This window comes from Methylobacterium sp. Leaf85, from assembly GCF_001422125.1.
Taxonomy (GTDB): domain Bacteria; phylum Pseudomonadota; class Alphaproteobacteria; order Rhizobiales; family Beijerinckiaceae; genus Methylobacterium; species Methylobacterium bullatum.
Map to the genome: position 1 here is coordinate 158456 of NZ_LMME01000012.1, position 22292 is coordinate 180747.

Sequence of the window (22292 nt, forward strand, 5' to 3'; positions counted from 1 at the left end):
TCAGGCGCGCACGATACGTCCGTCGGAGACCGAAACCATGTCGGCCCGGCCGTCCAATTCGGCGAACAGCGCCGGATCGGCACCGGTCATCCAAACCTGCCCCTGCAGGGCGGCCAAGGCATCGAACAGGCCGGCCCGCCGTCGCGGATCAAGATGCGCCGCGACCTCATCGAGCAGGATGACGGGAGCGATGCCGCACATGGCCTGAACCAAGCGCGCATGGGCCAGCACAAGGCCGATGAGCAGCGCCTTCTGCTCACCCGTCGAGGCGGTTGCGGCGGCTACGTCCTTCGGTCCATGGCGGACTACAAGATCGGTGGCCTGCGGGCCGACCAAGGTGCGGCCGGCGGCACGGTCGCGGTGGCGGCCCTGGCGGAGGGCGGCGCGGAACCGGTCCTCCGCCTCCAGGGCCGGCCAGACGGCCACGAGATCGTCGAGGTCGCCTTCCAGCCTGAGCCCCGCCCATGGAAAGGGCTGCGCGTCATCGCGGGTCTCGGCGATGAGGCGATCCAGCCGCTCGGCGGTCTCGCGCCGCGCCAACGCCACAGCGACGCCGAGTTCGGCGACTTCGCGCTCGACCGCATCGAGCCATTGCCCGTCGCTGGGTCGCTCTTCGAGCAGGCGGTTGCGCGATCGGAGCGCCCGCTCCAGCGCGTTCACTCTGGCGCCGTGCGTCGCGTCGACGGCAAGGACCAGGCGGTCGAGGAAGCGACGGCGGTCGCCGGCGGGCCCGCGAAACAAACCGTCGAGATCCGGCGTCAGCCAGACCACCCTCAGGAACTCGGAGAAGGCTACGGGGGAGCCTACCGTTTCGCCGTCGATCCGACACAGACGCGTAGCCCGGCCGTCGCCCACGGCGGGCTCGAAGCCCGTGCCGATACGATGCTCGTCCTCTCCCTGTTTGAGCGCGAGGGAGACCGCGAACCCGCCGGAGCCGGCATTCCGCGCCATGCTCGACAGGTCCGCCCGCCGCAGGCCACGGCCGGGGCAGAAGAGCGAAATCGATTCGAGCAGGTTGGTCTTCCCCGCCCCGTTCTCGCCGACAAGCGCGACGAAACGGCTCCCGACAGCGAGGTCGAGATCGGCATGGTTGCGGAAGTCGCGGCAGATGACACGGGTGAGACGCAGACCGATGACGGACGGTTCGTCGGTGGATGGATCCACGATGCCCGAACTTTCTTGGGTAATCGGCGAAACGACCTCGATCACACCCGCATCGGCATCAGCACATACAGCGCCGAAGCGCCCTCGCGGTCCTGGATCAGGGTCGGCGAGCCGGGATCGGCGAGCTTGAACAGAGCGGTGTCGCCCTCGAGCTGGCTGGTGATATCGAGGAGGTAGCGGGCATTGAAGCCGATATCGAGGGCGGAGGCCTCGTAATCGACGTCGAGCTCTTCCGTGGCACTACCGGAATCCGGGTTGTTGACGGAGAGGGCGAGGCGGCCCTCCTGCACGGCGAGCTTCACCGCGCGGCCGCGCTCGGACGAGATCGTCGAGACACGGTCGACGGCACGGGCGAACTGGTCGCGCTGCACAGTGAGGAACTTGTCGTTCCCCGACGGGATCACCCGCTGGTAGTCGGGGAAGGTGCCATCGATGAGCTTGGAGATCAGCGTCACGCCGCTGGCGAAGCGGAAGCGGATCTTGGCCGGCGAGAGGTCGATCTCGACGGTTTCGCCGCCATCCTCGACCAGCTTCTGAATCTCCGCCACGGCCTTACGCGGCACGATGATGCCCGGCATGCCACGGCTGCCCTCGGGAGCATCGATCTCGACGCGGGCGAGGCGATGGCCATCGGTGGCGACCGCACGCATCTTCAGCGCGCCGTCGACCTCGATCGTGTGGAGGTAGATGCCGTTGAGGTAGTAACGCGTCTCCTCTGTGGAGATGGCGAACTGTGTCTTCTCGATGAGGCGCTTGAGGTCGCTGGCACCAATGGCGAAGCTGGTGCCGAGTTCGCCGGCGGCGAGATCCGGAAAGTCACCCTCGGGCAGGGCACCGAGGGAGAAGCGCGAGCGCCCGGAACGGATCGTCATCTGCCCAGTCTCGCCGCTCGTCTCCAGCGAGACCTGCGCTCCATCGGGAAGCTTGCGCACGATGTCGTAGATCACATGCGCGGGCACCGTGGTGGCACCCGGATCGACGATGTCGGCGGGCACGGATTCCGTCACCTCGATGTCGAGGTCGGTCGCCTTCAGCTCCAGTCCATCAGGCCCGCTGCGCAGGAGCACGTTGGAGAGGATCGGAATCGTGTTGCGCCGCTCCACCACACGATGCACGTGGCCGAGCGATCGAAGGAGAGCCGCGCGCTCGACAGTGACTTTCATCGCAACAACTCGTGGTCATTCTAAAAAAACGTCGCCCACCCCGAAAACGGTGACGGATGGAGCCGGCGGCTTGGCCGGTGAACTTGGCGAAGGCCCTGTCCGAACGCAAGAGCGCGGAACGCTCTATCCAGGGCAATGCGGGAGGGACGTCTCCCGCATTGCTCCGATCCCGCCAATCAGTCCTGCAGCATCCGCTTGAGGAGCTCGACCTCGTCGTTCAGCACATTGTCCTCGCCGATCAGCTTATCGATCTTGCGGACCGCGTGGAGCACTGTGGTGTGGTCGCGGCCTCCGAAGCGGCGGCCGATCTCGGGCAGCGACCGTAGAGTCAGCACCTTCGACAGATACATCGCGATCTGGCGCGGCTTGACCACGGCGGCGGTCCGCCGCTCCGACAGGATGTCGGAACGCGAGACGTTGTAGCGCGAGGCAACCAGCTTCTGGATGTCCTCGATCTTGATGCGCTTGGGCTCCCGGTTCTTCACGAGGTCGCGGATCGCGGTTTCCGCCGTCTCCATGGTCACGGAGGTGCCGGTGAGCGTGGCATGGGCGAGAAGCCGGTTCACGGCGCCTTCGAGATCGCGGCCATTGGCGGTGATCGCGCGGGCGACATAGGTGGCGACGGTGGGCGACACTTCGAAATTCGGATGCGCCACCCGCACGGCAGCGAGCCGCGCCGACAGGATCGACATGCGCAGCTGCTCGTCCAGCGTGCCGATCTCGACCACGAGGCCCCCGGCCAGACGGGAACGGACCCGTTCTTCCAGGGCTTCGAGTTCGGTGGGCGGGCGGTCCGAGGCGACGACGACCTGACGGCCCGCATCGATGAGCGAGTTGATCGTGTGCCCGAACTCGGCCTGGATCGACTTGCCCTGGATGAACTGGACGTCATCAAGGATGAGGAGATCGATGGCGCGCAGCTTCTCCTTGAAGGCGAGCGCGCTCTGGGTCTTCAGGGCGTTGACGAAGCCGTACATGAAGCGGTCGGCGGTCAGGTAGATCACACGGCGGCCAGATTCGCGCGCAGCATGGCCGATGCCGTGGAGAAGGTGGGTCTTACCCAGGCCCACACCGGCATGGAAATAGAGCGGATTGTAGAGGGCGCCCTGCCCATCATGACGGGCCACGCGCTCGGCTGCGGCGTGTGCCAGGGCATTGGATCGGCCGACGACGAAGCTCGCGAAGGTGAGGCGATTGTCGAGGGGCGCACCGTTGAGGTCACTGGAGGCTTCGCCGCGCGCCTGAGAGGAGGATTCCGCCTCGGCTGGGAAGCTCATCTCGCCGGATGAGGGCTGCGCGTTGCTGGCGGCCTGGAGACGGGCGAGGGGACTCGCGGGAGCCGAGGACTTGACCGCACCCGAAACGACGCGTGGGGGAGCACCTGCCCCGCGCACGCCCACCTCGATAAGCGAGACGCTCTCTACCTCGCTGCGGAACGTGGCCAGGACACGGTCGAGATAATGGGATTCGATCCAGCTCTTAAGGAATCGGGTCGGCACGCTAAGGCGGGCGGTCCCGGAGACCACCTCCACCAATTCGAGACGCGCGAACCAGCTGGCGAAGACGTCTTCGCCCAATTCCGCCCGCAGGCGCCGCTTCACGCGCGCCCAGGCAGCAACCGTGTCCGATCCCCCTGCGCCACCCATGCCGGTCTCGGCGTTACCCGCCACGCTACCGTCGACATGCATCATCACTCTCCTCGCGCCGAGGGCGAAGCCGCCGCTCGGAACGTACGCACACTGGACTGACTTCACGCCCCGCAAGGAATTCGCGGAACCCATAGAGATCCTGCGGAGTCAACATCTCCACCGCAGGCTTTTGCCGATGAGAGGAGCCTATCAACAATAAGCTACGGTTCTCCTAACAACGGGGGTTGCGGGGAAAGCTGTGTGAGGTGCCGTGAGAGTCTCTCTGATCCGCACCGAGTCCTGAGCCGCCCGAAACCTTGCGGACGATTCGGATAGGTTTGAATTAAGTGTGAATTTTCCCGCTTCTGGCGAGAGATCATTAATCTACACAGCCCTCCTAGACTCCGCAACACGGCAGATTCGCAAGTAGGGTTAACGGTTCGACTCAAATTGAAGCGATGACCAGCCGGCCGGACCATCGAGAGATGACCGGCACCCGCCACGAGACATCCGGCGGGCTCGTGCGGAAAAAGTATCGGGAACGGGGCGGAAAACCGAGCCTGAAACGAAAGAAGCCCGGCACTGAGGCCGGGCTTCTTTCGCGTCATCCGAGGAAGGAAAGGATCAGGCTGCGAGAGCCTTCACCCGCGCCGCGAGGCGCGAAACCTTCCGGGAGGCGTTGTTCTTATGAACGATGCCGTGCTGAGCGGCCCGCATGATCTCGGGCTCGGCTGCCCGCAGGGCGGTCAGCGCAACGGACTGGTCGCCACCGGAAATCGCCTCTTCGACCTTGCGGAGGAAGGTACGCATACGGCTGCGGCGCGAGCGGTTCACAGCGGTCCGCTTCGCGATCTTGCGGGTCATTTTCTTGGCCGACACGGTGTTGGCCATGGGGCATCCTCGTTCATGTAGGGCGATGCCGACGAGCCCGCGGGCTTGGTGTGTCGGTCTACGCGCGAAGGTTGTTCGGGCAATGGCGAAGCCGACGGGCTGCTTGAGTGCGGCCTGTCGGCGAAGCGCGCTCTATAGACACGCCCCGGCATTCCGTCAACGCGACAGGCGCGAATGTCCGCGCCGCCGATGCTGCCGAACCCTCGGCCGAGCCATCGACATTCTGCACAGAATGACGCCGATCGGACAACGCAGCACCATCACGGCAAGTATTGCATTGGAATACGAAGAGGTTATCCGCCGCTTCGACAATTGAAGGGGGCGCCCCGACACAACCCTCTCGTTCCCGACACGATCATCCGGCGACCGTCTTTTTTCGCCTAACGATGAGACGATGTTTGACCGGGACAAGGCTTCGGAGAAAGTGGCCTTCCACGATTCGCACGCGAAACGGAATCGATGACCTCCGACATCACGCTCTATCATTCACCCAACACGCGCTCGTCTGGCGTCCGCATCCTGCTGGACGAGCTCCAGGTGCCCTACCGCCTGCACGTCCTCAATATGAGGGCGGGGGAGCATCGCGAGGCCCCCTATCTGGCGATCAATCCCCTGGGCAAGGTCCCCGCCATCCGCCGCGGGGATGCGGTCATCACCGAGCAGGCCGCGATCTATCTCTATCTCGCCGATGAGTTCGCCGAGAAGGGCCTCGCGCCGCCGATCGGGGACCCGCTGCGCGGTCCCTATCTTCGCTGGATGATTCTGTACGGGTCGTGCTTCGAGCCGGCGGTGATTGACCGCGCGCTCGAAAGAGAGCCGGGCCCGATGGCGATGTCCCCCTATGGCAGCTTCGACGCGGTTCTCGACAGCATCGTCGCGGGCCTGTCGAAGGGGCCATATCTTCTAGGTGAGCGATTCAGCGCCGCCGACATCCTTTGGGGTGCCGCACTCGGCTGGATGACCGCCTTCAAACTCGTTCCGGAAGAACCCTTGATCGTCGCCTACGTCGCCCGGATCAAGGATCGCCCCTCCTTCCGCAAGACCACGGCCGAAGAATCCGCCCTGGCGGCCCAGCAGCAGGAAGCGGGCTGATCGCTGTCCGCGACCCACCATGCCCACCGGAATCATGAGAAGGAGCGACAGACATGCGGATGATCTTCGTCAATCTGCCGGTGAAGGATCTCGAAGCCTCAAAGACCTTCTTTGGCGCCCTCGGCTTCACGTTCAATCCGGCCTTCACCGACGAGAATGCGGCCTGCATGGTGGTGTCGGACAGAATTTTCGTGATGCTGCTGACGGAAGCGCGTTTTCGTGACTTCATCACCGGCGACATCTGCGATGCGTCGAAGGCCACCGAAGTGCTGACCTGCCTTTCCTGCGAATCACGTCAGGAGGTCGACGATACCTTGGCCAAGGCGCTGGCGGCCGGTGCCAAGCCTTGGAAGCCGAACATGGATTACGGCTTCATGTACGGCTGCTCGTTCCAGGATCCGGACGGCCACGTCTGGGAGCTGATGCATATGGATCCGGCAGCCATGCCGCCGCGATCCTAAGGCGTGCTTCGTGGCCGCCGAAGCTCAGCCCGGCGGAAGCGCCGTGCCGGCCGAGCGCGTCATCAGCGTCGAGGGAAGCGAAGCGGGGGCGAAGGCCGCCACGAGGTGCATGCCGATGACGGGCGCGAAGACCAGCGACATCATCACGAGAAGGATCAACGCCACGCTGTTGTCGCGGGCGGGCGAAGCGACGCGCGAGCGGGCACGGCGGAAAGCAAGAGTCTGGAAGGTCATGGGCTCACCTCGTTCGACCGGCCGTCAAGGCCGATCGCGGGTGAACCCGATCACGCGATCAGGCGCTCAACACGCGGTCGGCCAAATTCGGCGCGGTCCATCGACTACTGTCGCTGGGCATTGGGTTCGAAAGTTCCTGTGATCCACCGAGCCGAGCATATGCCGGGCAACGGCGGTTGCGCCCACATGATGCGGTGCGAAGTGTTCGTCAAGCCTTAACGTGGCATCTGCGAGATTGATCCGCCTCACGGTGCGAGCCGCGCGGCAAAGCGCTCCACGAGTCGTCGCCCGACCTCGTCCTTGTCGAGGGTCGGCCATGTCTCCAACCCACCGTCCCGGTCGAGCAGATGGATGGTGTTGGCGGTGCCGCCCATGACGCCGCCCTCGGCGGAGACATCGTTGGCGACGAGCAGATCGCAGCCCTTGCGGGCGATCTTCGCCCGAGCGTGGGCGATCACCGAATCGGTTTCGGCGGCAAAGCCGACCACCAGCTTCGGGCGCCCTTCACTGCGCTTGGCGATGGTGGCGAGAATGTCCGGATTCTCCACAAGGGAGAGGGGCGGCACGGCCGCTCCGTCCTTCTTGATCTTCGACGTACTGTCCTGAGCCGGGCGCCAGTCCCCCACCGCCGCGGCGAAGACGGCGAGGTCGGCGGGGAGGGCGGCCTCCACCGCAGCAAGCATCTCCCGCGCGGTCTCCACACGCACGATTGTAACGCCCTTCGGGTCGGCGATGGCCACGGGACCCGAGATCAGCGTGACCTCCGCGCCCGCTTCTGCGGCAGCGGCGGCGATGGCATGGCCCTGTCGCCCCGACGAGCGGTTGGCGAGGTATCGTACGGGGTCGATCGGTTCATGCGTCGGGCCGGACGTCACGAGGACGCGCCGGCCCGCGAGAGGCTTCTGCGGCGAACGACCGGCGAGAAATCCGAATCCCCCGGTCGCCGCCGAGGATGCCGTCGAAATTTCACCGAGCATGGCCTCGACCGCATCGGCGATTTCCAGGGGTTCCGCGAGGCGGCCCGGACCGAACTCCGCTTCGGCCATGGCGCCGTCATTGGGTCCGACCACTCGGACACCGTCGCCCTTGAGCGTCGCCAGGTTCCGACGCGTCGCCGGATGCTGCCACATGCGGACATTCATCGCCGGAGCGATCAGGATCGGGAGGGTCGTCGCAAGGAGAACCGTGGAGGCGAGGTCCGAGGCGTCTCCGCTCGCCATCCGCGCCATCAGGTTGGCGGTGGCAGGCGCGACCACGATGGCATCCGCATCGCGCGCCAGCTTGATATGGCCGATATCGGCTTCCTCCGCCCGGTCGAACAGGTCGGTATGGGCGCGCTCCCCGGCGAGGGCGGCAGCGGCGAGAGGAGTGACGAATTCCTGTGCCCCCGCCGTGAGCAGCGGACGCACCCGCGCCCCGCGCTCGCGGAGGCGGCGGATCAGGTCCAACGACTTGTAGGCGGCGATACCGCCACCGATCACGAGCAGGATGCGTCGGTTCTGGAGGGGGAGGGTCATGATGGAGGGCTACTCCCGCGCGTCGTGATCGTCCACAGCGAACGGATATGACAGTGCGGCCACGAACAGCGGTGTCCGCGCCATCCCGTTCACCCGGCCCTTACCGGAACGCCATCATCAGTGCGCCTACCGCGATGGCCCAGAGCGCCGCCGTGGACCACAGCGCCCGGCGACGCTCCTTGCGGGCTATGCTCTCCAACGCCTTGCGGTCGCCGGTTCCGCTCTCGTCGAGACGCACGAGAATCCGGCGCAGGCGCTGGGCGAGATCGGGCAGGTCGGTGACGACGTCGGACAAGGTCAGGGCTGCACGTCCCGCACCCTCGATTCGCCCGAGGGGGCCGAGATTACGCGCGATCCACGAGCGGACCACCGGCTCCGCCCCGGTCCACATATCGAGCTGCGGGTCCAGGGAACGGGCGACGCCTTCCACCACCACCATGGTCTTCTGCAGCATCACCAATTCGGTGCGGGTGCTCATGTCGAACAGGGCAGTGATGTCGAAGAGCAGCGTCAGCACCTTGGCCATCGAGATCTCGTCGGCCCGTCGCTGGTGGATCGGCTCGCCGATGGCGCGGATGGCCTGGGCGAAATCCTCCACCGAATGGTGGGCCGGCACGTAACCCGCCTCGAAATGCACCTGCGCCACGCGCTTGTAGTCGCGCAGGATGAAGCCGAGCAGGATCTCGGCGAGGAAGCGCCGCTCCATCATCCCGAGCCGGCCCATGATGCCGAAATCGACCGCCACGAGCGTGCCGCTCGCATCGACGAACAGGTTTCCGGGATGCATGTCGGCGTGGAAGAAGCCGTCGCGGATCGCCTGCCGCAGGAAGGACTGGATGACCGCGAGGCCGAGCGCCTTGGGGTCGTGGCCGGCAGCGACGATGGCGGCGCGATCATTGAGCCGGATGCCCTCGATCCACTCGCTCGACAGCACGTCCCGCGCGGTCAGCTCCCATTCGGGCTTCGGCACGCGGAAATCGGCATCGTCCTTGGTGTTCTGCGCGAGCTCGGACATGGCCGCGGCTTCGAGCCGGAAATCCATCTCCATCATCACGGAGCGGGCCAGGATCTCGACCACGTCGCGCGGGCGCAGGCGCTCCGCCTTCGGCGACAGGGCATGGACCACGCGAGCCATGAACCGCATCACCTGAAGATCGCGCTGGAACCGCTCGCGCACGCCCGGCCGCATGATCTTCACCGCCAGCACCCGCTCGACGCCGTTCGCGTCGAGGATGTGAGCCTTGTGGACCTGGGCGATGGACGCGGCGGCCACAGGCTCGCTGAAGGACAGGAACAGCTCGCGGACCGGCTTGCCGAAGGCGGCTTCGACCACGTGGATCGCCTGCTCCTGTGGGAACGGCGGAACCCTGTCCTGCAGCTTCTCGAGATCGAGGGCGGCATTCATGCCGACGATGTCGGGCCGCGTCGCCAGGAATTGGCCGAACTTGACGTAGGAAGGGCCGAGCCGGGTCAGCGCACGTTGCAGCGGACCCGCCCCGGCGCCGAGGCCCGGCCGCTCCAGCATCCGCCCGAGCTTAAGGGCGAAGCGAAGATGCGGCGGTAGCTCGGTGGGGTCGATGAACGACAGCCCGCCTTCGCGTGCCAGCACGAAGCCGACCCCGGCACCGCGGATGAGATAGACGATGGCGCCTAGCATGGGATGCTTTCGACGTGCGTGATCACGGCAGGACCAGCACTCGTCCCACCACTGAACCTCATCCTCAGGTGACGATGCGGAGCGGCGGCCTCGAAGGAGGTTTCCAGAGGCCACCCTGCGATCTGGAGGCCTCCTTCGAGGCCGCTATCGCGGCACCTCAGGATGAGGCCGCTGTGTAGGACCAGATCGGGCAGATCGATCCGATCTGACGTCACGAGATCTTCCAGCCGGAATGGATCGCGACGATTCCGCCGGACAGGGGCCGGTGGGTAACGTGCTTGAACCCGGCGTCTTCGATCATGCCGGCAAATCGACCAGGGGTCGGGAATTTGCGGATGGATTCCACGAGGTACCGGTAGGAATCCGCATCGCCGGCCACGCTCGCGCCCAAGCGAGGAATCACGTGGAACGAGTAGGCGTCGTAGATCCGGTCGAGGACGGGCAGATCGACTTTTGAGAATTCCAGGCAGAGGAAGCGCCCGCCGGGCTTCAGGACGCGGCGTGCCTCGGCCAGGGCCAGGTCGATCCGGGGAACGTTCCGGATGCCGAAGGCGATGGTGTAGGCGTCGAACGCTTCGTTCGGCAGAGGGAGCGACTCGGCATTCGCGGTGACGAAATCGATCCGGCCGTCATAGCGGTGGCCGGCCCGCTCCGCACCGACCCGCAGCATCGACTCGTTGATGTCGAGCACTGTGACATGGGTTTCGGAGCCCCCCGCCTCCAGGCAGCGGAAGGCGATGTCGGCGGTGCCGCCGGCCACGTCGAGATGGTGGAAAGGCCGGTTGCGCGGTGGCCGCAGCATCGAGATGAGATGCGACTTCCAGGCGCGGTGGAGCCCGCCCGACATCAGGTCGTTCATCAGGTCGTAGCGTTTCGCCACGGAGCGGAACACGTCGTCGACACGCCCCTGCTTTTCGTCGAGCGCAACCTGCTCGAACCCGAAATGCGTGCTGGACTCTTCCTTCGATCGCTCGGCCGAACTCATGTCACCATCCTCTTGCGCGAGCGTCATAGCGAAAGCCGGCACGGATCGCCATGTGCCGGGTTAGACAGGTGCATGACGATCGGGTGGCGGATGCCGCTCTCGTCATGTAGGCGCCGTCCCCGATCCAGAGCCTCGCCCCCCTCCATGCCAGAACTGCCCGAAGTCGAAACCGTCCGTCGCGGGCTTTCCCCCGCCATGGTGGGTGCACGATTCTCCCGCGTGACCCTGCGCCGGCCGAACCTGCGGTTTCCCTTCCCCGAGCGCTTCGCCCAGCGGCTCGAAGGCGCGACGGTGACAGATCTGGCGCGACGGGCGAAATACCTCACCGCCGGTCTCGACACCGGGGAGACCCTGATCCTGCATCTCGGCATGAGCGGGCGCTTCGACGTGGCCTTGCCGGACGGTCACAACGTCTCGCCGGGAGATTTCTATCTCGAAGGGGCGCTCGGCAACGCCAAGCACGACCATGTGGTGATGGCGATGTCGAACGGCGCGACTGTCACTTACAACGATGCGCGCCGTTTCGGCTTCATGGACCTCGTGCCGACCCTTGACCTCGCCGGCTGTAAGCATTTCGCCGCGATGGGGATCGAGCCGCTGAGCGAAGCCATGAGCCCGGAGAGCCTGGCGCTCCTCTTCCGCAACAAGATCACGCCGCTGAAGGCCGCTCTCCTCGATCAGCGGCTCATTGCCGGTCTCGGCAACATCTATGTCTGCGAAGCGCTTCACCGCGCCGGGCTGCATCCCGAATTGCCGGCGGGAATCCTGGCGAAAGACGACGGGCGGCCGACGACGAAAGCGCGGTTGCTCGCGCGGATGATCCGCGACGTGCTCACCGAGGCGGTCGCCGCCGGCGGGTCCACCCTGCGCGACTATGCCCATACCGATGGCGGGTCGGGCTCGTTCCAGCATGCGTTCCGGGTCTATGACCGCACCGGCGAGCCCTGCACCACGAAAGGCTGCGGCGGCACCATCGCGCGGATCGTGCAATCGGGCCGCTCGACCTTCTACTGTGCCACCTGTCAGCCTGCGAAGCCCGGCAAACCTGCTGTTCGCCGGGCTTGACTCGGTATTACCAGCCGCGACGCTCCTCCGGAGCCGGCTTGCGCCCCTGCGGGGTCAGCCCGTCGATGACGCCCGGAAGCGCTTGTGCAAGTTGCGACAGCAGATCATCGCGGGAGAGCCCGGTGCGGCTCTGCAACGTGTTCACTGTGTCCGAACCGAGGGCGTCGGCAAGCCGGTTCGGCTCCACGGGCTGGTTCTGTCCATGCCCGATCCAGGAACCGATGGCGTCGCCGAGACCGCCGCGCTGCAATTTATCGATCAACCCGTCGAACCCACCGAGATCGTCGCCCTGCTCCCGGTCGAGGCGGCTGTAAGACCCCGCGCCGGAGGAATGCCCCTGATCGCGAGAGCCCTGGTCGCCGCCGGGTCCGTCGAGCATCCCCGACAGGTCGCTGAAGTCGCCTTCGGGCGACGATCCGCGCGATCCGCCGCCGTAGCCGCCACGGTCTCGGCCCTCATTGTACGGGTCTTGGTTGAACCCGCCCTGGTCGCCTTCCTCATAGGGTTCGGGCGGCCCGCGCCGGCCTTGCTCCATATCCGGCGGGCCGCCCCGGCCGCCGCCGAGGATGTCGCTCAGCCCGCCGCCGCCCTTTTGCAGAAGCAGCATCAGCAAAGCCTGGACGATCGGCGACAGGGAGCCTCCGAGCGCTCCGCCACCGGAACCGCCGCCTTGCTGGTGATCGCTGCCCCGGCCGCCGCCGAGGACGTTGCCGAGCACACCGCCGATGACCTGATCGAGTAATCCCATGGTCGTTCCTCCTGAGCAGCGAGCCTTGACGGCGAATTCTATTCCCGGCGTCCGCCGGTCCCGGCGCGGTCGCGCGCGGGCAGATGATCGAGCGGGTTGGTCCGAGAGGTCTTCCCGTCATCCTCGGTGACAGCCGTCGAGGGGCGGATGGCGCTCGGCGGCTTCACATCGCCGATGGGCTTCGAACCAGATGTCTCGCCCGATCGGGTTTCGGACGGCACGTCGGCAGCCGTCGGTTGGTCGCGACGATCGGAGATCGCCTGAGCGGGCGCGGTATGCACCAGGAGGATTCCGGCAGCGAGGAGCAGGCTCGCCCGGATAAGAGGTTCCTTGCGCATGGGATTGCTCCGTCGGTTCGAGGCATGGGGGCGACAGGTGAAGGGCCGCCGTCACATGCTTCTCCAAGCCCGAGCCTAGGCCGGGGGTTCCGCCGACGATGCGTGTTTCAGTCGCGCTTGCGCCCGCCACCGCCTTTGTATTTCGGCTTCTGGCCGCCGAGCCCCTGCGTCGAACGCGGCTTCGGCCGCTCAGCCCAGAGCGGCGCTTCGCCTCCCACGGGTAATTCGCGGTCGGTGCCCGGACCCATATTGTCGAGGCTCGGCTTCGAGATGCGGCTCCGCTTCGCGCCGTATTTGCCCGCGTCGCGCTCAACGTCACCCTGGCGCGCCATCGGATCATCCGAGAGCAGGAGTTCCGTCGCCTGCAGGCGCTTGAGCTCGTCGCGCAGGCGCGCCGCTTCCTCGAAATCGAGATCGGCGGCGGCCGTGCGCATGCGCTTCTCGAGATCCGCGATGACGGCCTTGAAGTTGTGGCCGATGGTGACGGCGTCCTTGGCGAGCCCGGTATCCACCTTGACGTGGTCGCCCTCGAAAACACTGCTGAGAATGTCGGAGATGCCACGCTTCACGCTCTGCGGCGTGATGCCGTGCTCCTCGTTATAGGCGAGCTGCTTCAGGCGGCGACGCTCGGTCTCCGCCATGGCCCGCTCCATCGAGCCGGTGATGTTGTCCGCGTAGAGGATGCAGCGCGCATCGGCATTGCGTGCGGCGCGGCCGATGGTCTGGATCAGCGAGGTCTCGGAGCGCAGGAAGCCCTCCTTGTCGGCGTCGAGGATCGCCACGAGGGCGCATTCAGGGATGTCGAGGCCCTCGCGCAACAGGTTGATGCCGATGAGCACGTCGAACGCCCCGAGCCGCAGGTCGCGGATGATCTCGATCCGTTCCAGCGTGTCGATGTCCGAGTGCATGTACCGCACGCGGACGCTGTTCTCGTGCAAATACTCGGTCAGGTCCTCGGCCATGCGCTTGGTGAGCGTGGTCACCAGGGTGCGGTAGCCGGCCTGGGCCACCTCGCGCACTTCGCCCAACAGATCGTCCACCTGCGAACGGGCAGGGCGGATCTCGATCACCGGGTCGACGAGGCCGGTGGGGCGGATGACCTGCTCGGCGAAGACACCGCCGGTCTGCTCCATCTCCCATTTCGCCGGGGTCGCCGAGACGTGGACCGATTGCGGCCGCATGGCGTCCCATTCCTCGAACCGGAGCGGGCGGTTGTCTAGGCAGGAGGGCAGGCGGAAGCCGTATTCGGCCAGCGTCGCCTTGCGGCGAAAGTCGCCCTTGTACATGCCGCCGATCTGCGGAACCGTAACATGGCTCTCGTCGGTGAAGACGATGGCATTGTCGGGCAGGTATTCGAACAGCGTCGGCGGCGGCTCGCCGGGCTTGCGGCCGGTGAGGTAGCGCGAATAGTTCTCAATGCCGTTGCAGGCGCCCGTCGCCTCGATCATCTCGATGTCGAAGGTGCAGCGCTGCTCGATCCGCTGTGCCTCGATGAGCCGGCCCATCTTGGTCAACTCGTCGACCCGAAGCTTCAGTTCGGTCTTGATGCCCTTGATCGCCTGCTGGAGCGTCGGACGCGGCGTGACGTAGTGCGAGTTGGCGTAGACCTTCACGAATTTCAGGTCGTTGATCTTCTTGCCGGTGAGCGGATCAAATTCGGTGATCGACTCGATTTCGTCGCCGAACAGGCCGATGCGCCAGCCGCGATCCTCCAAGTGGGCAGGCCAGAGTTCGATCACGTCGCCACGCACCCGGAAGGTGCCGCGGGCAAAATCGGATTGGATGCGCTTGTATTGGAGCGCCACGAGGTCGGCGACCAGCTGGCGCTGCTCGATCCGCTCGTTCAGCGACACCGTGAACGACATGGCGGTGTAGGTCTCCACCGAGCCGATACCGTAGATGCACGAGACCGACGCGACGATGATGACGTCGTCGCGCTCCAGCAGAGCGCGGGTGGCCGAGTGGCGCATCCGGTCGATCTGCTCGTTGATCGAGGATTCCTTCTCGATGAACGTATCGGAGCGCGGCACATAGGCCTCGGGCTGGTAGTAATCGTAGTAGGAGACGAAATACTCCACCGCGTTGTCGGGGAAGAAGCTCTTGAACTCGCCGTAGAGCTGCGCCGCTAGCGTCTTGTTCGGCGCCAGGATCAGGGCGGGGCGCTGCGTCGCCTCGATGATCTTGGCCATGGTGAAGGTCTTGCCGGAGCCGGTGACGCCGAGCAGCACCTGATCGCGCTCGTTCTTGTTCACCCCCTCCACCAGTTCGGCGATGGCGCGGGGCTGGTCGCCCGCGGGCTCGAACTCGGATTTCAACGTGAAGGCGAGGCCGCCCTCGGATTTCTTCGGCCGCTCCGGGCGATGCGGCGCCCAGGTCTTGCCGTCCCGGAACAGCGGGTTGCCTTCGGTGAGGAGGCGCGACAGGGCGTCCACCGTGGCGGACACGCCGTCGCTGGCCAGCGAACCCTCATCCTCGTTCGCCAGCGCCTCGGGTGCCGGACCGTCTTCCGGCGACGTGATCCCCAACGCCTGCGCAAGGCGTGGGTCGACCTCGGCCGCGTCGCCGAGGGTGAACCCGGCCTGCGGCGCTTCACCGAAACCGCCGGGGGGCGATGCGGCTTTCTTGGGCCTGCCGGGCTTCTTCGGCGGAGCCGGCGGCGTGGGATTCTCCACGGCGGGCAGCCGGTTGCGGTTGAGCGCCGGGCTCAGCAGGGCCGCCAGATGCTCGTCGAGCGGTTTCAGCTCGGGCTTCGAAGCCTTCGCCGAGGAGACGCGGGGTTTGTTCGCAGGAGGCATGGGTGGAATATGGCCCCGCGGAACGAAAGGGGAAAGGGCGGCCCATCGCTTCGCGACGATCAGGAGCGAGACCCATCATGACGACGACGTCGAACCCGATCCATCCGCAGGCGCGGATCGGCCATGTCCATCTCAAGGTCGCGAACCTCGACCGAGCGCTGGCCTTTTATTGCGGAGTGCTCGGCTTCACCCTGAAAGCTCGCTATGGCACCCAGGCCGCCTTCATCGCTGCCGGGGACTACCACCACCATATCGGGCTCAACACGTGGGAGAGCGAAGGCGGCAGCCCGCCGGCGCCCGGCACGACCGGCCTGTTCCACCTCGCCATACTCTACCCGACACGCGCCTCCCTCGCCGATGCCCTGCGCCGCCTCGACGAAGCCGGCATCGCCCTCGACGGCGCCAGCGACCATGGTGTCAGCGAAGCGCTCTACCTGCGTGATCCCGACATGAACGGGGTCGAACTCTACCGGGACAGACCGGAAGCGGACTGGCCGCGTGACGCGGAGGGCGGCCTCACCATGTTCACCCGCCGACTCGACCTCGCCGATCTCCGCGCGGCTGGAGAGCATTCATGAGGAGCGGCAAACCGTTAGGCGGCAACCCTCCGGTGTGCTACCTGCTTATTCAGACGGTGCCACCCTCGGTGAGGGTGGCTGAGGCGAGCATGACGGCACCAGACCGTCGCCGCCTCGACGCCCCTCGCTCGAGCAAGGCCGAAGGCCGCGGGAGCGCGCCGGCGGCGGGTGGAAATGAGTAGCGATCCCACCTGTCCCATTGCCTGATGCGAGCGAACTTATGAAAATCCGGACCGGCTACACGATCGGCTACGACACGTTCGGCCCGACGCCGATCACCTTGATGCTCAACGTCCATCCCTCGCGCGCGGGAGACCTGCTGACGCCGGAGACGATGACGATCGAGCCGCCGGTGGAGTCCCACAGCTACCTCGATCCGTTCGGCAACGTCTGCACCCGCATCCTCGCCCCCGGTGGCCGGATCACGGTGTCGGCCGATTTCATGATCGAAGATTCCGGCGAGCTGGACGAGCTCGTACCCGAGGCGAAACAGCATCCGGTGCAGGATCTGCCGGACGACGTCATGCCGTTCCTGCTCGGAAGCCGCTACTGCGAGACCGACAAGCTCTCGAACATCGCCTGGGGCCTATTCGGGACCACACCCGAGGGCTGGGCACGGGTCCAGGCGATCCACGATTTCGTGCATCGGCACATCAAGTTCGATTACCAGCAGGCCGACGCCACCCGTACGGCCTACGAGGCCTATACCCAGAAGATCGGCGTCTGCCGCGACTTCACCCATTTGGCCGTGGCCTTCTGCCGCTGCATGAACATCCCGGCGCGGTACTGCACCGGCTATCTCGGGGATATCGGCGTGCCCGTGGTGCCGCCGGGTGACTTCTCGGCCTGGCTCGAAGTTTATCTCGACGGGCGCTGGTTCACCTTCGACGCCCGCAACAACAAGCGCCGCATCGGCCGCATCCTCATCGCGCGCGGCCGCGACGCCACCGACGTGGCGATCTCCACGAGCTTCAGCACGGCCCTGCTCGCGAGCTTCGACGTGCATACCGACGAGATCAGCGAGACCGGCGAGCTGACCCCCGTCGCCTGAAGCGGACCCACGCCGGATCGACATCCGACCTCCCGCGTTCCGGTAGACACATTCCCTCCTTAGCCGGTCCCCCCCATCGGATGGGCCGAGGAGGAATGCACCTCTATTGGAGACAGCATGTCGGACAGGATCAAGGGTACGGCGCTCATCGCCGGTGCGAGCGGCATCGTCGGCAACAACCTCGCCCGTCACCTCGTCGCCGAGGGCTGGAACGTCCTGGGTCTGGCACGCCGGCCCGTGGATATCGAGGGTGTGACCCCGGTGACGGCGGACCTCACCGATCCTGCTTCCCTGCGGGCGGCCTTGTCGGACCTCGCGCCGACGCATGTGTTCATCACCACCTGGATGCGGCAGTCGACCGAGGCCGAGAATTGCCGCGTCAACGGCGCCATGGTGCGCAACCTCCTCGACGCCCTGCAATCCGCTCCGTTGCGCCACGTGGCCCTGGTGACCGGGCTCAAGCATTATCTCGGGCCCTTCGAAGCTTACGGGAAAGGTACGCTGCCGCAGACGCCGTTCCGCGAGGACCAGGACCGCCTGCCGGTGGAGAACTTCTACTACGTGCAGGAGGATGAGGTCTTCGCCGGTGCCGAGCGCCAGGGATTCGGCTGGAGCGTGCACCGTCCGCACACCATCGTCGGCTATGCCCTCGGCAACGCCATGAACATGGGTGTGACGCTGGCCGTCTACGCGTCCCTCTGCCGAGAGACCGGACGGCCGTTCCTGTTCCCGGGCTCGTCGCAGCAATGGAACGGCCTGACCGACGTCACCGATGCGCGGCTGCTGGCCCGTCATCTCGCCTGGGCTTCCACCGATCCCGCCGCGGCGAACACCGCGTTCAACGTGGTCAACGGCGACGTCTTCCGCTGGTCGTGGATGTGGGGCCGCATCGCGGAATGGTTCGGCCTCGAACCGGCTCCCTATCCCGGCTCGCCGACCCCACTCGAGGAGCAGATGGCGCAGGACGGGCCGGTCTGGGCCGAGCTGGCGAAACGCCATGGCTTGGTCGAGTCCGATCTCGACCGTCTCGCCTCCGCATGGCACACCGATGCGGATCTCGGCCGTCCGATCGAGGTTGTCACCGACATGGCGCGCAGCCGCCGGCTCGGCTTCCTCGATTATCAGCCCAGCGACGACAGCTTCCTCGACCTGTTCGGCCGGCTGCGGGCCGAAAAAGTCATTCCCTGAGACAGCATTCACTGAGACAGAAAGTGACGATGCAATCTGAAATGCCGGCCTCGCCCACCCCAGCGCTTCCCGAACTCGACTCGGAGACCCTGGCCTTCGCGGGCCGGGTCTTTCAATACGCGCGGGCGGGGCATGTGGACGAGTTGGCAAAACTGTTCGCACAGGGGCTCCCGGCGAACCTCCTCAACGATAAGGGCGACAGCCTGCTGATGCTGGCCGCCTATAACGGGCAGGTTGAGACCACGCGCCTCATCCTCGACAACGGTGGCGACCCCGAACTCTCCAACGACCGCGGACAGACGCCACTCGCCGGCGCCGCCTTCAAGGGCGACATGGCCATCGTCGAGCTGTTGCTGGAGAAGGGCGCCACTATCGACGGCACCGGAACCGGTACGCGTACGGCGCTGATGACGGCGGCCATGTTCAACCGCACCGAGATGGTGGAACTGCTCCTGTCGAAAGGCGCCGACCCAACCAAGCGCGACGGAAACGGGCAGAGCGCCGCCGATCTCGCCCGCTCCATGAATGCTGCGGATACCCCGTTTCAGCTCGAGGCCGCCGAACGACTCGCCCGACTCGTGATCGATTGAGCCGGGTTTTCATGATTCACCAGGGGCGAAGCGGCATGACAACTCGGCTTTCGATCGCGCGCGCGTCCTCCCTGTCCCTGCTGGCCGGCACGCTGACGCTCACTCCAAGTGCGCACGCCGAGGAATGGCCGATGTTCGGCCGAGACCATACCAACCGGCATTTCTCGCCCCTTACAGTCATAGACCGAGGCAACGTCGCCAAGCTGCGCCCGGCCTGGATCTTCCAGACAGGGATCACCGGCTACTTCCAGGCCGAGCCGGTGGTGGTGGACGGCGTGATGTATCTCTCCACCACGCAGAACCACGTGGCTGCCCTGGAGGCGAAGACCGGCCGGGTGATGTGGACCTACACCCACAAGGCCCGGACGGAGAAGATCTTCGGCCCGCCCTCGAATCGCGGTGTCGCGGTCTCGGGCGGCAAGGTCTTCGAGGCGACCATGGACGGGCGGGTCCTCGCTCTCGACGCCAAGACAGGCAAGGTCTTGTGGGACCATGAGGCCGTCCGCCCGGAGGAGGGCGAGTCCGAAACCGCCTCCGATCTCGCCGGAACGCTCGGCGCGGGTGCGATCCAGGGATCGAGCCGGCTCGGGTTCAAGATGCCGCCCCTCGTGGCCGACGGGCTCGTCATCGTCGGCGTGGCCGGGGCCGGTTACGGCCTCCACGTGGAGGACGAGAAGGGCGGGCTCGACGGCGGCGCCGTGGTCGGGATCGAAGGCGGCTACGGACGCCGCGGCTGGCTCGCCGCTTACGATGCGGCCACCGGCGAGGAGCGCTGGCGCTGGTACGTCACCAAGGAGGATGGCTGGGAAGGCGGCTTCGTCGAGAAGACCGCCGATGGGGTGCCGCTCAACCGCGACATCGCCGCCGAGAAGGCGGCCGCCCCCCGGCAGAGGGAGGCCTGGAAGGTCGGCGGTGGCTCGCTCTGGATGACCCCGGCCTACGATGCCGATCTCGGCCTGATCTATGTCGGCACCGGCAACCCCGCACCGCAGAATTTCGGCCTCTCGCGGCCCGGCGACAACCTCTACACGATGAGCCTCGTTGCGCTCGACGTGAAGACCGGCACGCTGCGCTGGTACTATCAGCAGGTCCCGCACGACGAATGGGGCTATGACGTCGCGAGCCCGCCCTTCCTGCTCGATTACGCGACGCCGCAGGGTCCGGTGAAGGCGGTGGCCGAGGCGAGCAAGACCGGCTGGCTCTACGTTCACGACCGGGCGACCGGCACGCTCCTCGGCAAGTCCGCGCCGCTCACGACTCAAAAGAACCTCTACGCACCGCCCACAGAAACCGGAACCGTGGTCAGCCCCGGTCCCCTCGGGGCGATCTCCTGGCATCCGGTCGCCTTCGATCCGACGACGAGCATGGCCTACGCCCAGGTCCGGCACGGCGCGACCACCTATACGGTGAGGACCGTCCCGGCCTCGAATAGCAGGCCGCAGATCCGCTTCACCGAGACGAGCGAAGCGAAGGGAGAGCCATCCTTCAGCACGCTCACGGCCGTCGATCTCGCCAAGGGCGGCGCGATCAAGTGGTCGGTCAAGGCGGGAAGCCGCCTTTCGGGCGGCACCCTCGCTACCGCTGGCGGCTTGGTCTTCTCCGGCGAGGAGGACGGCCATCTCGACGCCCATGACTCTGCCAATGGCGAGATGCTGTGGCGGTTCCAGTGCGGTGCTGGGATCGGTGGGCCACCGATCACCTATTCGCTGGAGGGCCGGCAATACGTGGCGGTGGCGGCCGGTGGAGCCTCCTTCACCAAGGGCTCGGGCTTCGGCACGGGCGACGCGCTCGTCGTGTTCGCCCTGCCGGACTGACGGGCTCTCGTCATTTTGCATGCCTGCCTCGACGGACTTCACATCGCCTTTAAGCGTGGCGCATTCGGCCGCGGCGACTCCGTGCCGGACCTCCCTCCTGCAAGCTTGGCCTGCAAGGCTACGAACCACCGTGGTAGGGGTTCGAGAATCGGCATGATCGAGGGGTCGGCGTACGACGGACGCCAGCTTGCGATGACCGGGCGAAGCGCATTTGCCCAATGGCGGGAAGCGATCACATGAACCCCAACACCCGGCGCTGGCTCATCAGTAGCGTCTTCGGCCTGTTCGTGGGCTGGGCGATCGGCGGGGTGATCTTCCCCGCCCTGACCGCCCTCATCGGTATGATGGTCCGACCCAACCCCGGAATGCGGGATGCCGCCATACCCTGGCCGGGACCGGCTTTAGACATGCTGCCTTTCCTCGCCATCGGTCTTCAGGCCGCCGTGGTGATCGCCGTGACGCTCCTCCTTGCCCGCGTGGGCGATGAGCGTCGACGCATCGGCTGGGGCTGCCTCGCCGTCGGGGGTGCCATCCTGCTGAACGGTATCGTCCTCCTGGCGGTCACGGGCGTCCTGGGCTGGCTTCTCGATCAGAACCCTGGCGGCGCCAGCGGTGATGAAGCGAGCGTCGGCTTCTTCCTGTTGCTGTTGAGCCTGCCCTACGCCCTGCTCTGCATCGCGCTGCTGGCGGGCGGGGCGGTGATTCTGCGCAAGCGCCCGCCTTCGCCGGCGCAGGGAGGAACAGGACGGTCCGGACTGTGATCAGGGCGTGACGACCTCCGCCACCCCTCAAGCGGCTCACCTGTTCGCCGCCGGTCGGATGTGACAGGAGGACACAGGCGGCGTGCCGCTTGCATTGGCCGGCCGAGATCACGGGAGCCCGCACCACCCCATGTCGACCGATTTTTCCGAGACGCGACAGCCCACCGACCGCGGCTCTCCCGTAGTTCGCACGATCGCGATGCCCGCGGACACTAATCCGGCCGGGGACATTTTCGGCGGCTGGCTGATGGGACAGATGGATCTGGCGGCGGGCAACGTCGCTGCGCGCCGCGCGCGGGGCCGCTGCGCCACGATCTCCGTGGATGCCATGGCCTTCCATCGCCCTGTCATCGTCGGCGACGAGGTCAGCATCTATGCCTGGATCGTGAAGGTCGGCCGCACCTCGCTTCGCATCCAGGTCGAGGTCTGGCGCCGCGAGCGCGAAGGCGAGACCACCATGAAGGTGACGGAAGGCCTGTTCACCTTCGTCGCCATCGGCAGCGACCGCCGTCCGAGGCCGATCCCGCCGGAAGTGGAAGAGACCTGGGAGGTGTGAGGTTCGCTCCCGCCGG

Annotated in this window: 21 protein-coding genes; 10 read left to right on the forward strand and 11 right to left on the reverse strand. The window is 66.3% G+C overall.

The window, feature by feature from the left end; all coding sequences use genetic code 11:
* The 4 genes from recF to rpsT form a co-directional block, all read right to left on the reverse strand.
* Window positions 1-1164, reverse strand: a complete 1164-nt coding sequence (gene recF, locus ASF08_RS09470; protein WP_056144739.1) for a DNA replication/repair protein RecF — start codon at window positions 1162-1164, stop codon at window positions 1-3.
* Window positions 1165-1205: 41 nt separating this feature from the next.
* Complete coding sequence (gene dnaN / locus ASF08_RS09475; protein WP_018042627.1) at window positions 1206-2327, reverse strand: DNA polymerase III subunit beta; 1122 nt, start codon at window positions 2325-2327, stop codon at window positions 1206-1208.
* 176 nt (window positions 2328-2503) lie between these two features.
* Window positions 2504-4015, reverse strand: a complete 1512-nt coding sequence (gene dnaA / locus ASF08_RS09480) for a chromosomal replication initiator protein DnaA (RefSeq protein WP_056144743.1) — start codon at window positions 4013-4015, stop codon at window positions 2504-2506.
* A 564-nt stretch (window positions 4016-4579) separates the two neighbouring features.
* Window positions 4580-4846: a 30S ribosomal protein S20 gene (rpsT, locus tag ASF08_RS09485; RefSeq protein WP_018042629.1), complete on the reverse strand. Its 267-nt coding sequence runs from the start codon at window positions 4844-4846 to the stop codon at window positions 4580-4582.
* A gap of 459 nt (window positions 4847-5305) precedes the next feature.
* Between rpsT and ASF08_RS09490 the strand changes: the two genes are divergently transcribed.
* On the forward strand, window positions 5306-5938 hold the full coding sequence (locus tag ASF08_RS09490) for a glutathione S-transferase family protein (protein ID WP_056144218.1): 633 nt from the start codon (window positions 5306-5308) through the stop codon (window positions 5936-5938).
* A 53-nt stretch (window positions 5939-5991) separates the two neighbouring features.
* Window positions 5992-6399: a VOC family protein gene (locus tag ASF08_RS09495; RefSeq protein WP_018042631.1), complete on the forward strand. Its 408-nt coding sequence runs from the start codon at window positions 5992-5994 to the stop codon at window positions 6397-6399.
* A 24-nt stretch (window positions 6400-6423) separates the two neighbouring features.
* Here the strand turns inward: ASF08_RS09495 and ASF08_RS09500 are convergent, their stop codons facing one another.
* From ASF08_RS09500 to ubiE, 4 genes are all read right to left on the reverse strand, one after another.
* A complete protein-coding gene (locus ASF08_RS09500) occupies window positions 6424-6633 on the reverse strand; it encodes a hypothetical protein (protein WP_018042632.1) in 210 nt (69 codons plus the stop codon).
* 245 nt (window positions 6634-6878) lie between these two features.
* Window positions 6879-8150, reverse strand: coding sequence for a phosphopantothenoylcysteine decarboxylase domain-containing protein (locus tag ASF08_RS09505; protein WP_056144221.1), 1272 nt, complete (start codon window positions 8148-8150; stop codon window positions 6879-6881).
* Window positions 8151-8250: 100 nt separating this feature from the next.
* Window positions 8251-9807 (reverse strand): 2-polyprenylphenol 6-hydroxylase, encoded by a 1557-nt coding sequence (ubiB, locus tag ASF08_RS09510; RefSeq protein ID WP_056144224.1) that lies wholly within the window; start codon window positions 9805-9807, stop codon window positions 8251-8253.
* 211 nt (window positions 9808-10018) lie between these two features.
* Window positions 10019-10792: a bifunctional demethylmenaquinone methyltransferase/2-methoxy-6-polyprenyl-1,4-benzoquinol methylase UbiE gene (gene ubiE, locus ASF08_RS09520; RefSeq protein WP_056144745.1), complete on the reverse strand. Its 774-nt coding sequence runs from the start codon at window positions 10790-10792 to the stop codon at window positions 10019-10021.
* A gap of 144 nt (window positions 10793-10936) precedes the next feature.
* On the opposite strand from ubiE, the gene mutM reads away from it, so the two are divergent.
* Window positions 10937-11857, forward strand: a complete 921-nt coding sequence (mutM, locus tag ASF08_RS09525) for a bifunctional DNA-formamidopyrimidine glycosylase/DNA-(apurinic or apyrimidinic site) lyase (RefSeq protein WP_056144230.1) — start codon at window positions 10937-10939, stop codon at window positions 11855-11857.
* A gap of 7 nt (window positions 11858-11864) precedes the next feature.
* On the opposite strand, the gene ASF08_RS09530 is transcribed toward mutM, so the two are convergent.
* The 3 genes from ASF08_RS09530 to uvrB all read right to left on the reverse strand — a co-directional run bounded on the left by ASF08_RS09530 (window position 11865) and on the right by uvrB (window position 15738).
* On the reverse strand, window positions 11865-12605 hold the full coding sequence (locus tag ASF08_RS09530; RefSeq protein WP_056144233.1) for a YidB family protein: 741 nt from the start codon (window positions 12603-12605) through the stop codon (window positions 11865-11867).
* A gap of 38 nt (window positions 12606-12643) precedes the next feature.
* A complete protein-coding gene (locus ASF08_RS09535; protein ID WP_056144236.1) occupies window positions 12644-12943 on the reverse strand; it encodes a hypothetical protein in 300 nt (99 codons plus the stop codon).
* Between the two features lie 107 nt (window positions 12944-13050).
* Window positions 13051-15738 carry an excinuclease ABC subunit UvrB gene (uvrB, locus tag ASF08_RS09540; RefSeq protein ID WP_056144239.1) on the reverse strand — a complete coding sequence of 896 codons (2688 nt, stop codon included), beginning with the start codon at window positions 15736-15738 and terminating at the stop codon, window positions 13051-13053.
* A 77-nt stretch (window positions 15739-15815) separates the two neighbouring features.
* Here uvrB and ASF08_RS09545 point away from each other — a divergent pair, with 77 nt between their 5' ends.
* The 7 genes from ASF08_RS09545 (at window position 15816) to ASF08_RS09575 (ending at window position 22276) form a co-directional block, all read left to right on the forward strand.
* Window positions 15816-16316: a VOC family protein gene (locus ASF08_RS09545; RefSeq protein WP_018042641.1), complete on the forward strand. Its 501-nt coding sequence runs from the start codon at window positions 15816-15818 to the stop codon at window positions 16314-16316.
* Between the two features lie 220 nt (window positions 16317-16536).
* Window positions 16537-17367, forward strand: a complete 831-nt coding sequence (locus ASF08_RS09550; protein WP_056144241.1) for a transglutaminase-like domain-containing protein — start codon at window positions 16537-16539, stop codon at window positions 17365-17367.
* A gap of 129 nt (window positions 17368-17496) precedes the next feature.
* On the forward strand, window positions 17497-18555 hold the full coding sequence (locus ASF08_RS09555) for an SDR family oxidoreductase (protein WP_156629534.1): 1059 nt from the start codon (window positions 17497-17499) through the stop codon (window positions 18553-18555).
* Window positions 18556-18584: 29 nt separating this feature from the next.
* Window positions 18585-19145: an ankyrin repeat domain-containing protein gene (locus ASF08_RS09560; protein WP_056144247.1), complete on the forward strand. Its 561-nt coding sequence runs from the start codon at window positions 18585-18587 to the stop codon at window positions 19143-19145.
* Window positions 19146-19180: 35 nt separating this feature from the next.
* The gene (locus tag ASF08_RS09565) at window positions 19181-20959 is read left to right on the forward strand and encodes a pyrroloquinoline quinone-dependent dehydrogenase (RefSeq protein WP_244474493.1); all 1779 of its coding nucleotides are present in this window, start codon (window positions 19181-19183) and stop codon (window positions 20957-20959) included.
* A gap of 236 nt (window positions 20960-21195) precedes the next feature.
* Entirely contained in the window at window positions 21196-21720 is a 525-nt protein-coding gene (locus tag ASF08_RS09570; RefSeq protein WP_147829007.1) for a hypothetical protein, read from the forward strand.
* 130 nt (window positions 21721-21850) lie between these two features.
* Entirely contained in the window at window positions 21851-22276 is a 426-nt protein-coding gene (locus tag ASF08_RS09575) for an acyl-CoA thioesterase (protein WP_056144257.1), read from the forward strand.
* Window positions 22277-22292: the final 16 nt, after the last annotated feature.

Coding starts and splice junctions, on each gene's coding strand:
- rpsT (WP_018042629.1), bottom strand. CDS start 4,846: ATGGCCAACACCGTGTCGGCCAAGAAAATGACCCGCAAGATCGCGAAG.
- ASF08_RS09500 (WP_018042632.1), bottom strand. CDS start 6,633: ATGACCTTCCAGACTCTTGCTTTCCGCCGTGCCCGCTCGCGCGTCGCT.
- ASF08_RS09530 (WP_056144233.1), bottom strand. CDS start 12,605: ATGGGATTACTCGATCAGGTCATCGGCGGTGTGCTCGGCAACGTCCTC.
- ASF08_RS09505 (WP_056144221.1), bottom strand. CDS start 8,150: ATGACCCTCCCCCTCCAGAACCGACGCATCCTGCTCGTGATCGGTGGC.
- ASF08_RS09570 (WP_147829007.1), top strand. CDS start 21,196: ATGAACCCCAACACCCGGCGCTGGCTCATCAGTAGCGTCTTCGGCCTG.
- ASF08_RS09535 (WP_056144236.1), bottom strand. CDS start 12,943: ATGCGCAAGGAACCTCTTATCCGGGCGAGCCTGCTCCTCGCTGCCGGA.
- ASF08_RS09560 (WP_056144247.1), top strand. CDS start 18,585: ATGCAATCTGAAATGCCGGCCTCGCCCACCCCAGCGCTTCCCGAACTC.
- ASF08_RS09565 (WP_244474493.1), top strand. CDS start 19,181: ATGACAACTCGGCTTTCGATCGCGCGCGCGTCCTCCCTGTCCCTGCTG.
- uvrB (WP_056144239.1), bottom strand. CDS start 15,738: ATGCCTCCTGCGAACAAACCCCGCGTCTCCTCGGCGAAGGCTTCGAAG.
- ubiE (WP_056144745.1), bottom strand. CDS start 10,792: ATGAGTTCGGCCGAGCGATCGAAGGAAGAGTCCAGCACGCATTTCGGG.
- mutM (WP_056144230.1), top strand. CDS start 10,937: ATGCCAGAACTGCCCGAAGTCGAAACCGTCCGTCGCGGGCTTTCCCCC.
- ASF08_RS09495 (WP_018042631.1), top strand. CDS start 5,992: ATGCGGATGATCTTCGTCAATCTGCCGGTGAAGGATCTCGAAGCCTCA.
- ubiB (WP_056144224.1), bottom strand. CDS start 9,807: ATGCTAGGCGCCATCGTCTATCTCATCCGCGGTGCCGGGGTCGGCTTC.
- ASF08_RS09545 (WP_018042641.1), top strand. CDS start 15,816: ATGACGACGACGTCGAACCCGATCCATCCGCAGGCGCGGATCGGCCAT.
- ASF08_RS09550 (WP_056144241.1), top strand. CDS start 16,537: ATGAAAATCCGGACCGGCTACACGATCGGCTACGACACGTTCGGCCCG.
- ASF08_RS09490 (WP_056144218.1), top strand. CDS start 5,306: ATGACCTCCGACATCACGCTCTATCATTCACCCAACACGCGCTCGTCT.
- dnaN (WP_018042627.1), bottom strand. CDS start 2,327: ATGAAAGTCACTGTCGAGCGCGCGGCTCTCCTTCGATCGCTCGGCCAC.
- ASF08_RS09575 (WP_056144257.1), top strand. CDS start 21,851: ATGTCGACCGATTTTTCCGAGACGCGACAGCCCACCGACCGCGGCTCT.
- dnaA (WP_056144743.1), bottom strand. CDS start 4,015: ATGCATGTCGACGGTAGCGTGGCGGGTAACGCCGAGACCGGCATGGGT.